This is a genomic window from Acinetobacter sp. NBRC 100985 (assembly GCF_000241225.1).
GTDB lineage: Bacteria > Pseudomonadota > Gammaproteobacteria > Pseudomonadales > Moraxellaceae > Acinetobacter > Acinetobacter venetianus.
This window is the reverse complement of sequence record NZ_BAEB01000033.1, coordinates 33,465-47,029: the sequence shown is the minus strand read 5'-3', so window position 1 is coordinate 47,029 and position 13,565 is coordinate 33,465. Positions and strand designations below refer to the sequence as shown.

At 40.2% G+C, this 13,565-nt stretch carries 13 protein-coding genes and 1 pseudogene; all 14 read left to right on the top strand.

The annotated features are described in order from the left end of the window. Window positions 1-19: 19 nt before the first annotated feature. The 14 genes and pseudogenes from ispG (at window position 20) to hutH (ending at window position 13,562) form a co-directional block, all read left to right on the top strand. The gene (gene ispG, locus ACT4_RS12460; protein WP_004877403.1) at window positions 20-1,135 is read left to right on the top strand and encodes a flavodoxin-dependent (E)-4-hydroxy-3-methylbut-2-enyl-diphosphate synthase; all 1,116 of its coding nucleotides are present in this window, start codon (window positions 20-22) and stop codon (window positions 1,133-1,135) included. After that, window positions 1,132-2,424 carry a histidine--tRNA ligase gene (gene hisS, locus ACT4_RS12455; protein WP_007482692.1) on the top strand — a complete coding sequence of 431 codons (1,293 nt, stop codon included), beginning with the start codon at window positions 1,132-1,134 and terminating at the stop codon, window positions 2,422-2,424. Before ispG ends, hisS begins: the two co-directional genes overlap by 4 nt. A gap of 31 nt (window positions 2,425-2,455) precedes the next feature. Further along, entirely contained in the window at window positions 2,456-3,154 is a 699-nt protein-coding gene (locus ACT4_RS12450) for a tetratricopeptide repeat protein (protein WP_004877396.1), read from the top strand. Then, on the top strand, window positions 3,154-4,296 hold the full coding sequence (gene bamB, locus ACT4_RS12445) for an outer membrane protein assembly factor BamB (RefSeq protein ID WP_004877394.1): 1,143 nt from the start codon (window positions 3,154-3,156) through the stop codon (window positions 4,294-4,296). The genes ACT4_RS12450 and bamB overlap by 1 nt, the downstream gene beginning before the upstream one ends. Before the next feature lie 175 nt (window positions 4,297-4,471). After that, entirely contained in the window at window positions 4,472-5,881 is a 1,410-nt protein-coding gene (der, locus tag ACT4_RS12440) for a ribosome biogenesis GTPase Der (protein WP_007482691.1), read from the top strand. A 266-nt stretch (window positions 5,882-6,147) separates the two neighbouring features. Beyond that, entirely contained in the window at window positions 6,148-6,762 is a 615-nt protein-coding gene (locus ACT4_RS12435; protein WP_007482690.1) for a beta-ketoacyl synthase chain length factor, read from the top strand. Then, entirely contained in the window at window positions 6,747-7,568 is an 822-nt protein-coding gene (locus ACT4_RS12430) for a 1-acyl-sn-glycerol-3-phosphate acyltransferase (protein ID WP_017196675.1), read from the top strand. Before ACT4_RS12435 ends, ACT4_RS12430 begins: the two co-directional genes overlap by 16 nt. Next, entirely contained in the window at window positions 7,552-7,812 is a 261-nt protein-coding gene (locus ACT4_RS12425) for a phosphopantetheine-binding protein (protein ID WP_004877386.1), read from the top strand. The genes ACT4_RS12430 and ACT4_RS12425 overlap by 17 nt, the downstream gene beginning before the upstream one ends. Before the next feature lie 11 nt (window positions 7,813-7,823). Continuing rightward, the gene (locus ACT4_RS12420; RefSeq protein WP_004877385.1) at window positions 7,824-8,072 is read left to right on the top strand and encodes an acyl carrier protein; all 249 of its coding nucleotides are present in this window, start codon (window positions 7,824-7,826) and stop codon (window positions 8,070-8,072) included. Next, complete coding sequence (locus tag ACT4_RS12415) at window positions 8,069-8,620, top strand: septation protein IspZ (protein WP_007482689.1); 552 nt, start codon at window positions 8,069-8,071, stop codon at window positions 8,618-8,620. Before ACT4_RS12420 ends, ACT4_RS12415 begins: the two co-directional genes overlap by 4 nt. Before the next feature lie 13 nt (window positions 8,621-8,633). Continuing rightward, entirely contained in the window at window positions 8,634-10,310 is a 1,677-nt protein-coding gene (locus ACT4_RS12410; protein WP_007482688.1) for an AMP-binding protein, read from the top strand. Window positions 10,311-10,320: 10 nt separating this feature from the next. After that, window positions 10,321-11,064 (top strand): glycosyltransferase family 2 protein, encoded by a 744-nt coding sequence (locus ACT4_RS12405; RefSeq protein ID WP_007482687.1) that lies wholly within the window; start codon window positions 10,321-10,323, stop codon window positions 11,062-11,064. Beyond that, a pseudogene (locus ACT4_RS12400) lies at window positions 11,061-11,995 on the top strand (acyltransferase). The gene ACT4_RS12405 and the pseudogene ACT4_RS12400 overlap by 4 nt, the downstream one beginning before the upstream one ends. A gap of 25 nt (window positions 11,996-12,020) precedes the next feature. Continuing rightward, window positions 12,021-13,562 (top strand): histidine ammonia-lyase, encoded by a 1,542-nt coding sequence (gene hutH, locus ACT4_RS12395; RefSeq protein ID WP_034605149.1) that lies wholly within the window; start codon window positions 12,021-12,023, stop codon window positions 13,560-13,562. Window positions 13,563-13,565: the final 3 nt, after the last annotated feature.

The window sequence follows — 13,565 nt, the reverse complement described above, 5'->3', positions numbered from 1 at the left end:
CAAAGAGTAGAGCTATACGATGATTGTGAACCCCATTAAACGCCGTCCAACACGTAAAATTCGTGTTGGTTCTGTGTATGTCGGTGGTGATGCGCCGATTAGTGTTCAAAGTATGACGAATACTGAGACTTGTGATGTTGATGCAACTGTTGCTCAAATCCAACGTTGCGTAGATGCTGGTGCAGACATCATGCGTGTTTCAGTTCCATCAATGGAAGCAGCTGAAGCATTTGGTGCGATTCGTAAACGCGTTTCTGTGCCTTTAGTTGCTGATATTCACTTTGATCATCGTATTGCATTGGCAGTTGCTGATTACGGTGCAGATTGTTTGCGGATTAACCCAGGTAATATTGGATCGGATCAAAAAGTTCGAGAGGTTGTTGCTGCTGCTAAACACCATGGTATTTCAATTCGTATTGGTGTGAATGCGGGCTCTTTGGAAAAAGATTTGCAAGTCAAATACGGTGAGCCAACGGGTCAAGCTTTGCTTGAATCTGCAATGCGCCATATTGATATTTTGGATCGTTTAGATTTCCATGAGTTTAAAGTCAGTGTAAAAGCATCGAATGTGTTTTTGACCATGGATGCTTATCGTTTACTTTCTCAGCAAATTGACAATCCATTGCATTTGGGTGTGACTGAGGCGGGGATTTATCGTACAGGTACAGTGAAGTCAGCAATCGCCTTGGGTGGTTTGTTGATGGAAGGTATTGGCGATACCATGCGTATTTCGCTTGCAGCTGAACCTGAAGATGAAATTAAAATCGGTTTCGATATTTTAAAATCTTTGGGTTTGCGCTCAAATGGCATTAACTTTATTGCTTGTCCAAGTTGCTCACGCCAGGAATTCAATGTAATTCAGGTGATGCAGGCTTTAGAAGAGCGTTTAGAAGATGTGCGTACACCAATGGATGTGTCTGTCATTGGTTGTAAAGTGAATGGCCCGGGTGAAGCAAAAGAAGCGGATATTGGAGTGGTGGGTGCTGCTCCACGTTCACTTGTGTATCGTAATGGCGAGAAAAGTCATTTAATTGATACAAATCAGTTGGTTGATGAAATTGAAACAATGGTTCGTCAACGTGTTCAAGAGCTTGAAGAAGCAAAATCTAAAGAAATTATTCGTAGTTCATCATGAGTTCAATCGTCGCTATCAAAGGTTTTAATGACATCCTTCCATCGCAAACTGCGGCTTGGAGAAGTCTGGAACAACAACTTGCATCATTGATGGATGCTTATGGTTATCAACAAATCCGTTTGCCAATTGTTGAGCAAACTGGATTATTCAAGCGTGCTATTGGCGATGCAACCGATATTGTTGAAAAAGAAATGTATACCTTTTTTGACAAAGGGACACCGCCTGAATCACTGACTTTGCGTCCTGAAGGAACTGCGGGTTGTGTGCGTGCGATGTTGGAACATAACCTATTACGTGGTGCAACACCGCGTGTTTGGTATGTTGGGCCAATGTTCCGCTACGAAAAGCCCCAAAAAGGTCGTTATCGTCAATTCCACCAGTTTGGTGTGGAAACCTTTGGTGTGGCAACGCCTGATATTGATGCTGAAATCATTCTGATGACCGCTCGTTTGTGGAAACGTATGGGGGTTGCAGCAAATGTTCGCCTTGAACTGAATACTCTGGGTGAAACGGATGAGCGTGCAGAATATCGTGCTGCATTAGTCGAGTTCTTAAATCAGCACAAAGATGCATTAGATGAAGATTCTCAACGCCGCTTAACCACCAATCCTTTGCGTATTTTGGATTCTAAAAGTGAGTCTACGCAAAAGATTTTGGAAAATGCGCCGAAATTGCACGATTTCTTAAAAGAAAATTCTCTCAACCACTTCCAACAACTACAGCAGTATTTAACCGATGCTGGTGTAGAGTTCGTGATTAATCAAAAACTTGTTCGCGGGCTTGATTATTACAATAAAACGGTATTTGAATGGACCACAACCATGTTGGGTTCTCAAGGTACTGTTTGTGCTGGCGGTCGATATGATGGCTTAGTTGGTCAGCTTAAAGGTAAAGCTGATCAATCAGTTCCAGCGGTAGGTTTTGCGATGGGGATGGAGCGTTTATTGCTTCTACTTGAGCAAGTTGAACAGGCAAAAGTTGTTCGTGATTGTGAAGTTTTCTTAGTGGCTGAACCGGCTTATCAATCAAAAGCTTTGGTATTAGCTGAACAAATTCGTGATCAGCTTGAAGCAGTGAATAGTTCGATTCGATTCAAAACGGGTTCACAGGGCAGCATGAAAAGCCAAATGAAAAAGGCTGATCAATCTGGTGCGGTTTTCGCTGTGATCTTGGGTGAGCGTGAATGGGAATCTCAACAGCTATTGGTAAAAGAGCTTGCAACAGCAGAACAGTCTCAAGTGGCATTGAATGAGCTGACAGCATTTTTTATCGAAAAATTTAAACAATAAATTGCATAATATCTAGGAAAAGGACAATCACATGAGTTTAAGTGATGAAGAACAACTCGACCAGTTAAAGTCGTTTGCCAAAAAATATGGTTCTGCAATTATTAGCGGAATTCTCATTGCCCTGATTGCCTTTTTCGGATGGGAATATTGGCAAAAGAAGAATCTTACTGAAGCTCAAAGTCAAACGGCCAAAGTGCAAAAGTTAATGGACGAAGCAAAAGCTGCCTCAAGTCAGCCGAACGCTTTTGCAACATTATCTGAAGCCGCAGATAAAATTGTGAAAGAAGATCCTGATTCAGTTCAAGCGATCCAAACACAATTTATTTTGGCTAAAGTTGCGTATGATAAGCAAGATTATGCTGCTGCTGAGAAAGCATTAAAAAAAGTTGAAAACTCAAAAATTAAAGATGCTGGTCTGTTACAGATTGTCAAACTTCGTTTGGCTGATGCTCAGTTAGCACAAAAGAAATATGATGATGCTTTAAAAACTTTGACAGCGGTGACTGAGCCATCATTCAAAGCAACAGCCGATGAACTTCGTGGTGATATTTATGTTGCTAAGAAAGACAATGAATCTGCTCGTAAAGCGTATCAAAGTGCATGGGATGATCTCGTTAAACGTAAACAGGAACGTCAGCTTTTACAAATTAAACTCGAAAGTGTCGGCGTTTTAGTAGATGATCCTGAAATCGATAGCCCAATTGTAGATACCAAAGTGGATGAGTCTTAATGCAGAATAAACTAAAACTACCTTTGGCGATTGCAATTGCTTCAGCTTTATTGGTTGGATGTTCGAGCAATAAAGTAAAAGAAGCAAAACCAAATCCATTGCCAAAAATCACGCAACAACAAAATTTAAACCTCGTATTTTCTCAAAGCGTTTCCTCAACGAACGCTGCTGAAGCTTTACGCTTACAGCTAGATACGGATAACGGTGTGATTTTTGCTATTGATCCAGATGGTCAGGTTTCTGCGTATCAGGGTAAACAGCGTCTTTGGAAAAGTAAAATCACGAAACAAGAACTGACGGCTGGTGTTGAAGCTGGTGAAGGTGTTGTTGTTATCGGTAACCGTAAAGGGCAGCTTTTTGCTTTAGATCAAGCCACTGGTGAACAAAAGTGGACGACACAGCTATCAGGTGCGATTTTATCACCTTCATTGATTGAGTCAGGTCGTGTTATCACACTTGCTAATGACGGTACTGTATTTGCGCATGACGTGGTCACTGGACAGCAAGTTTGGGCATATAAGCTTCCAAATGTTCAGTTTAGCTTACGTGGACAGCCAGCACCCGTTGCGTTAGATGAACGTACAGTGTTAGTCGCATCTGCAAATGCTTATATCTATGCTTTAGATATCATCAGTGGTGTACCTCGCTTCCAACGCCGTGTTGCAATTAGTGATGGCCGTTCTGATATTCAGCGATTGATTGATATCGTGGGTGATCCTGTTGTTGCTGGTCAGTTCTTGGTGACAACAAGCTTCCAAGGTCAAGTAACAGTAACCGATTTGGCTTCACAACGTGTGGTGTGGAGTGAAGATGCAAGCAGTACAAATCGTCCTGAAGTTGCTGATGACAAAGTATTTGTATCAACAGTTGATGGTAAGTTGAATGCTTATAACCTCACTACGGGTGAACTGGTTTGGCAAAATGAAGAGTTATTAAACCGTAAGTTAAGCAATCCAGTTATGCTTGGTCAAAACCTTGTAGTAGGCGATTTGGATGGAGTGATTCACCTTATTGATCCGACAACAGGTAAGTTAGTGGGGCGTGCAAAAACTAGCGGTGAAGTGCAAACCTTGCGTGTGATTGACAATCAACTTTATGTGTCGACTCGAAAAGGTGCATTAAGCATTTGGCAGAATCGTTAATTTTACCTTCTGTTGTGGTAAAATATTCGATTAGCTATGGCTAACAAAAGAATGATCGGGGTATTTGTTTAGACAAAACCCCGAATTTTTATTGTGATCTGTGATCACCAAAATCTTCCATACTATTTCTGATACGATGTCATCTAGCGTGGCTCGTCTGAATTAAGGTTAATTTATGAAACCCGTTATTGCGCTCATTGGTCGTCCAAACGTCGGAAAATCAACGCTATTTAACCAAATCACAAAAAGTCGTGATGCTTTGGTTGCTGACTTCGCTGGTTTAACTCGTGACCGCAAATATGGTGACGCGGTTTATCAAAATAAATCTTTTATCGTTGTTGACACTGGTGGTATCGGTGAGAGCGAAGGCGGTATTGATTCGTACATGGCTGAGCAGTCAAAAACAGCGATTCATGAAGCAGATATTATCGTTTTTGTTGTCGATGCACGCGCAGGTTTATTGGCTTCAGATGAGCAAATTGCACGTGAACTTCGTACCTTAGGCAAGAAAGTACATTTAGTTGCAAACAAGGTAGATGGTGTTCACGCTGAAGCGGCCTTAGTTGAGTTTTATAAGCTCGGTATGGGTGAGCCAATGCAGGTTGCTGCGAGCCACGGTCGTGGTGTACAGCAAATGCTTGAGGAAGTATTGGCTGAGGTTCCAGAAGATGAAAATCCAGATGAACATAATAAAAATACAGGTTTACGCTTAGCGATTATTGGTCGTCCTAACGTAGGTAAATCAACCTTAGTCAACCGTTTACTCGGTGAAGAACGTGTGGTTGCATTTGATCAACCTGGTACAACTCGTGACTCAATTTATATTCCTTATGAGCGTGATGGTCGTCAATATACCTTGATTGATACTGCGGGTGTTCGTCGTAAAGGTAAAGTTGATGAAATGATCGAGAAATTCTCGATCGTTAAAACACTACAAGCTATGAAAGATGCGCATGTCGTTGTAGTGGTAGTTGACGCTCGTGAAGGTATTGTTGAACAAGATTTACATTTGATTGGCTACGCGCTTGAAGCAGGGCGTGCCATGGTGATTGCGATCAACAAATGGGACAACATGACCGAGTATGATCGTAAACAATGTAAACTCGATGTGGAACGTCGTTTTGACTTTATTCCATGGGCGAAAATCCATTTGATTTCGGCATTACATGGTACGGGTGTGGGCGAGCTTTATCCATCGATTCACCGTGCTTATGAATCTGCAAATCTAAAAGTTTCTCCTGCGAAACTGACTCAGATTTTAAGTGATGCGACAGAGGCTCACCAGCCACCAATGATCAGTGGCCGTCGTATTAAAATGCGTTATGCGCATATGGGCGGACAAAATCCACCAACCATCGTGATTCATGGTAACAAGGTCGATAAGACTCCAGCGGATTATCGTCGTTATTTAGAAAATGTATTCCGCAAAGTGTACAAGCTTGAGGGCACACCAGTCCGTATTGACTTTAAAACGTCAGAAAACCCATTTGAAGGACGTAAGTCACAAGTGGATGAACGCGTTGCTGCACGTAAACGTCGTTATGTTCAGAAATTTAAAAAAGCAGAAAAGAAATACAAGCGTTAAGCTAATCTTGAAGCAAAAAGCCCAAACTCTGCTTTGGGCTTTTTAATTGCGTATTTTTAGATGAATAGTATTAATTAATAATGCATTTATTTGTTAAGTTAAACTTTATAATTTATGTCAGCATTGTGCTTTTCTAATATATTGTTTATTTAAGTGTTTGATATGTATGTAAAATAATTTTTTGTTAAATTTCGTACTAATGCTATAATGCCACCGCTCAAAATCCTTGTTTTAATGTTTTTTAATATATTTGGATTCAAAATTGAATGTTTAAGTTACATCTAACGGAACCGACATTGACTTATGCACAGCAAGATTATGCTGCGCTTAGTGCTGTTCCTGCAATGCAACGTCGACGTTTATCTCCATTGGCGAAAATAGCTTTAAATAGTGCTTTGAATGCTTTAGATGGCTGTTGGGTAGACTATATTGTTTGGGCTTCAAAATATGGTGATGAACAAAAAACATTGGATATTCTACAAGATGTATTACAAGGTCAAACGCCATCACCAACACAATTTTCAACTTCTGTCCATAATGCTATTGCAGGCTTATATTCTATTTTATGTCAAGATGATACACCTTCAACAAGTTTGAGTTGTGAATGGACAGAAGCCTTAATAGAAGCCTATGCCGTGTTGAAATCATCACCTGAAATACAGCGTGTTTTAGTCGTGTCCTATGATCAAGCTTTACCCGATGTTTACCGTGATGCCTATGATTTTCCTGCATATGCTTTAGCATGCGTAGTCAGCCTTGAAACTCCCAATTTAGAAATCATTGACTTATCTAATCCTGATTTAATAGAGAGTTTAGCGTTTTACAAATTTTGGCAATCTGAAAATATTCCACAGTCTACAGTGAGATGGAAAAAATGCTAAAAGCCAATAAAATCAATAAAAAAGCTAATTATGCGTGGCGTGTTGCTGCAACAGGTTTCAGTTTTGCAAGTTTTGGTGCAGGCGGACTAGGGATCGCAACAGTCGTTGCTCCCCTTGTAAATTTAACAAGTCGTAATTCAGAGACTCGTCAACAGCGCGCTCAGCAGGTGATTCGATATAGTTTTAAAGGCTTCACTGAAATGATGGTCAAATTAGGAATTATGACCTATTCAATTGAGGGCTTAGAAAAGCTAGAAAATAGTCGTCAAGAATTAGTTATTGCAAATCATCCGACATTAATTGATGTGGTTGTAATGATCGGATTGATGCAGCAGGCCAATTGTGTTGTTAAACAGTCTTTATGGTCTAATCCGTTTACTCGAGGTGCTGTACGTAGTGCTGGTTACATTCTAAATGCGGGGTCACAGCAGTTCATTGAAGATTGTGTCGAGCGTTTAAAAGAAGAAAATGCAGCGTCATTATTGATCTTTCCTGAAGGAACTAGGACTGAAAAAGGTGAGTGTTTGAATGAGTTTCAACGCGGCGCAGCAAATATTGCAATTCGAGCCAATGTGCCGATTCGCCCTGTTTTGATAAGTTGTACTCCATCTACCTTAACTAAAAATGAAAAATGGTATCATGTGCCGTCACAGCCTTTTCATATTGAAATTAAGGTGCTGGATGCAATTGAAGTTAAAGATATTTTAGTTGATTCAGAAATTTCACCTAAGCAGGTGCGCCAGTTGAATCAGAGTTTTTACCAAATTTTTAAAGATGAGTTGTCGAAAAATGAGCAATCTTGCTGATGAATTAAAACAAATGATTATTGATGTTCTCGTACTTGAGGATATCAGCATCAGTGATATTGAAACCGATGCACCACTTTTCGGAGAAGGCTTAGGTTTAGACTCTATTGATGCCTTGGAGTTAGGTCTTGCATTGAAAAAGCGTTATAACATTCATTTGAATGCAGAATCAGACGAAACTAAACAACATTTTAAATCAATTCAAAGCTTGGTTGCTTTGGTTGAAGCACAGCAAGCAGTTTAAGGAGTAGATCAATGTTAACCCAAGAACATGTGCTGGCTAAATTAAGAGAATGGATGCAGGATCTATTTGAAATTGAACCTGATGACATTCAGCTTGATTCAAATTTATATGAAGATTTGGATGTTGATAGTATTGACGCAGTTGATTTAGTGGTAAAAATTAAAGAGTTGACTGGCAAACAAGTTAAACCAGAAGACTTTAAAGCGGTTAGAACAGTACAAGATGTTGTCGTTGTTATCCAGAATATGACTGCTGAATGAAACATTTTTTTAGAGGGATACTGATCACTTTTTTTGTGCTGTATCCCTTTATTGTTGGTTGGAGCCTATCTCACGGACAATTTGTTTGGGTGAGTGGGTTATTGGTCATTTTAGGTATTGTCCGACTTATTAGTTCAAAAAAAGATTTAATGTTACCGCTCACAGGCTTAGCGATTATCTGTGGTGGGCTAAGTCTAATTTTACAAAATCATGCTTGGTTAAAGCTTTATCCTGTTGGGATGAGTTTAGGTGCACTACTTATCTTTGCTATAACATTATACAAGCCACCTTCGATGATTGAACGCTTTGCGCGGTTAGTTGAGCCAGATTTACCCGCATCAGGGGTAGAGTGGACGCGTAAAGTGACAATCGTTTGGTGCATCTTTTTTATTTTTAATGCTTCAATTGCTTTGGCGACGGTATTTGGCCCAACAAAATTTTGGGTCATTTATAATGGTTTTGTTTCTTATGTTTTGATGGGACTTTTGTTTCTCGGTGAGTTCATTTTACGGAAACGCCATCAACGTTTAAATCAGACAAATTCTTAAATGGTTCTGGGTAATGATTGCACCTATTTATTTTTATAATGATTTTAATTTAGCTAAAATTTTTTGTATTACTTCTGAGTTGCAAGATATTTCCTATGCATTTTTTTGGCAAGATGTTGTTAAGCAATCAACCGAAATTAAACGTTTAGATCAACAGACGTGGGCACTATGGGAACAAGATAGTTACGAGTTTATTGTGCTTTTATTTGCGGGCTTACTCGCAAATAAAACAATACTCTTACCTCCAAATCGTGTGAGAGATTTGGAACAAAAGTTTGAGCAAGACAATATTTATTTTTTATCAAGACAAACTTTATCCACATCTGAACATTTGATAGATCATTCAAGCTTACTTGAGCTATGTAATGAAGCATTTTTAAGTCGCACAAAAATGATTTTTTACACGTCAGGTTCTACTGGCGAGCCGAAAAAGATCGAACGAACTTTAATACAGCTGTTAAATGAAGTTAGGGGCTTAGCTGAAAGTTTTGAGCTTGATGAACAATGCGTGGCGATTGCGACCGTGAGTCATCAACATATTTATGGGTTACTGTTTAAATTATTACTGCCATTGGCGACACAGCGTTGTTTCTTCAATCCACAATTGGCTTTCCCTGAAGATGTGATTCACGCCCAAGATTGTTTGGCTCAGCGAGCGTTGGCGAATTATGTAATTTCTAGCCCAGCTTTGCTCAAACGTTGGACCAAAGATCTGCTATTAAAACAATCTGAAGTGATCTTTAGTTCTGGTGGAAAGCTTGATGTAGGTGTCCGAAATCATCTCAATGTATCAATTATTGAAGTTTTAGGGAGTTCTGAGACAGGCGGAATCGCTCATCGTTGCGAAGATCATGCTGCTTGGACTGCTTTTAATAATGTCGAGATTCAGATCTCAGCACAAAGCCAATTAATGGTGATGAGTAATCATGCGGGTGAACAAGGATGGATTGTTACAGGGGATGCTGCTGAATGGAGTGACGTGTCTCAGAAGCAGTTTAATTTATTAGGGCGTTTGGATCGCATTATAAAGCTTGAAGAAAAACGTTTGAGTTTGGACGCGATTGAACAAAGTATTAATCTGTTGAGTGAGGTTGAGCAAAATCATACGTTATTACTCGATCATCATAATCGTCAGATGCTAGGTTGTATTGTGGTTTTGAGCGTAGAAGCACAACAACAGTTGCGCGATATGGGTAAAGCTGCTTTTATAAAACAGCTCAAACAACAACTTCAGTTTCAACTTGAATCAATTGCAATTCCTCGACAGTGGCGTTTTTTAAGTCAGATTCCACAAAACGCTCAATCGAAAATTAATAAAAATTATCTGAAGGCATTGTTCTCAGTGATGTTAGAACCCGTTATTTTGTCTCAGTGGCAAGAACTAGACAGTGAATATTTGAGTCTAGAGTTTCCTCCCGAGCTTGAATGCTTTAAAGGGCACTTCCCACATCAACCCATTTACCCTGGGGTAGGGCAAATCAGTTTTATTCAAAAGTTTGCAAAAGATATTTGGCCAGACTTAATTTGGTGTCAGGGTTTTGAGCAATTAAAGTTTCAGAATTTGATTCGACCCTATACGGTCGTAAAGCTCAAATTAAGCCGCAAAGAGCATAAAGTAAGTTTTGAGATGACAACAGAACAAGCGACACTTGCATCTGGACGTCTGCTGTTTGCTGTTGATGGGTTATAGGATTTCAGGCATGTTGAAATATAGTATTGTTATTCCAGTATATAATCATCCGTATTATTTAGCTGATTTGGTGCATCATCTCGAACAGTTTCAGTATCCGATTATTCTTGTAAATGATGGTAGTAATGCTGAATGTACGTTGATTTTACGTCAATTAGAACAACAAAATGAGTTGGTTTACTTAGTTGAACATGAGGTGAATCAGGGCAAAGGTCAAGCGGTGATCACGGGTCTACGTTATGCTGCCCAGATTGGAATGACACATGCTTTACAACTTGATGCAGATGGACAACATCATTGGGATGATGTGGCGAAGTTTTTCCAAATATCGCAACAACAGCCTCAAGCAATGGTCATTGGTCAGCCGATTTTCGATGCTTCTGTTCCTAAAAAACGCTTATACGGACGATATGCAACTCATATTTGGGTCTGGCTAAATAGTCTATCTTTTGAAATTAAAGACAGCATGTGTGGTTTTAGAATTTATCCGCTAAACAAAACTATTCCGATTTTGGATAAAGCAAGATTCCAACCGAGAATGGGCTTTGATAGTGAGATTCTAGTGCGTTTAAAATGGGATAACACACCGTTCATTAATGTTCCTACACCTGTGATTTATCCAGAACATGGCGTCTCACATTTTGATGTATGGCGCGATAATATTGGGTTAAGTAAAGCACATGCGACGCTCTTTGCTGGGATGCTCATTCGATTTCCTAAACTCATTTGGCAAAAAGTTAAGGCTGACCAATGACGGATTCTCCGCAAAGCGCTAGTGACACTTGGCACGACATCAAAGAACGTGGTGGACTGTTGCCACTGATGTTAATGCTAGGGTTTTATCGTTGTGGTGGGCGCTGGTTATGTCGGATTGTGCTGTACTTTATTATCATGTGGTATTGGTTATTCACTGTAACTGCTCGTCAGGCATCATTACAATATTTACAGCGTTTACATCGCTTTGCAGGCACTCAGTCTCCATTTCAGACACGGCCTACATGGACTAATAGTTATACGCATTTCATGCAATTTGGCGAGTGTATTCTCGATAAAATTGAGGGCTGGCTAGGGCATATTCCTGAACAAAGATTACAATTGTTTGGTCATGAACATTTTCAACAGCACTATCAAAAAGGGACGATTATTATTGTTTCACACTTTGGTAATATTGAGTTGTTACGTGCTGTGAAGTCCGAGCATCCGCAGAAGATTAATGTTTTGGTTTATCAAAAACATGCTTCGCAATTTAATCAGTTTTTAAAAAAATTAATGATAAAGCGGATGTAAATTTAATCTCTGTGGATGAGTTAGGGATCGAAACAGCGATTCTATTACAAGAAAAAATGCAGCAGGGCGAATGGGTGATCGTGGCGGCAGATCGAGTTCCTGTACAGTCAGATCGTGTACAGAACGTTGAATTCTTGGGTGAGACAGCGACTTTGCCACAAGGGGCATGGATCTTGGCCAATCTATTAAAAGTGCCAGTCTTGGCTGTATTTTGCTATCGTGTGCAGCAAAATTTCCAAGTGCATATTCATCATATTTCTGATCAGGTTGATTTACCAAGAAAAAATCGTTTGAGTGGTATGCAGCAAGTAACACAACTATATATTGCCTGTTTAGAGCAACATTGCCTACGTGCGCCGTATCAATGGTTTAATTTTTATCAGTTTTGGACAAAATAACGTGAATGCAAGTCAAATTGAAGCAATGGTCAAACCGACGCTCGTTGTCGGTGAACAGGCACTGAGTATTGAAGATGTTGTTGCTGTGGCTCGACAAGAATATCAAGTGGTATTGCCTGAAAGTACAGCATGGCGTGATTTGATTCAGCGTGGTGCGGACTTCCTAGATCAGTTGTTACTAGATGAAGGTGTGATTTATGGTGTGACCACGGGCTATGGAGATTCCTGTCTGGTAGAAATCCCAATGCATCAAGTCAATGAGCTACCATTACATTTATCGCGTTTCCACGGCTGTGGTTTGGGTGAGAACCTTGACTTGATTACTGCTCGTGCGGTTGTAGTAACACGATTGTGTTCGTTGGCGCGTGGTTACTCTGGTGTTTCATTGACATTGTTAGAACGTTTGGTCTGGATGCTGAATGAAAATATCATTCCTGTGATTCCATCTGAGGGTTCTGTTGGTGCAAGTGGTGATTTGACCCCTCTATCCTATATTGCTGGTGCATTGGTTGGCGAGCGTGATGTCTACGCTCAGGGGCAGATTGTACCGGTTGCGCAGGTTTATGCAGAAAAAGCATTACAGCCAATCACGTTACGCCCTAAAGAGGGTTTGGCATTGATGAATGGCACAGCAGTCATGACGGCTATTGCATGTTTAAACTATAAAAAAGCGGAACAAATTGCACTGACCAGTACCTTGGTGACAGCTTTAAATGTGTTGGCATTAGAGGGTAATCCGAGTCATTTTGATGAAGTTTTATTTGCTCAGAAACCACATCAAGGGCAACAGCAAATTGCACTGCAATTGCGTGAATGGTTGAATAGTGAAGTTCAAACTGCACACCAAAGTCCGCGTTTACAAGATCGTTATTCTTTACGTTGTGCTCCTCATATTGTTGGGGTATTTGAAGATTCTAAAACATGGCTGCGTCAATTCATTGAGAATGAATTGAATTCAAGTAATGACAATCCGTTGATTGACCCTGTGAATCTACGTGTATTACATGGTGGGCATTTTTATGGTGGGCATATTGCTCAAGCTATGGATAGCTTAAAGATTATGATTGCCAATATTGCTGATTTAATGGATCGCCAAATTGCTCAGTTAGTTGACCATAAAATGAATCATGGATTAGCGCGTAACCTAACTGGTGCGACTACTGAGCGTTTACCTCTGAATCATGGTTTTAAAGCGGTTCAGATTGGTGTTTCGGCTTGGACTGCTGAAGCTTTGAAACAAACCTTGGCAGCCTCTATTTTCTCTCGCTCAACTGAATGTCATAACCAAGATAAAGTCAGTATGGGAACGATTGCAGCGCGTGATGCGACACGTGTGATTACCTTGACGCAACAAGTGCTTGCTGCTTTGTGTTGTGCCAGTGTACAAGCCATTCATTTAAAAGGGATGGTCACTGAGCTTAGCCCGACGTTAACAGCTTTTGTGGAGTGGACGTTACATAGTTTTGCCTTGCTCGAAGAAGATCGACCGTTGCAAACTGAATTGCAACAAATCATTGATCGTTTCGACAACTTTGAACTGTTAAATCAGTTCCAAGTAAATGCTTAGGAG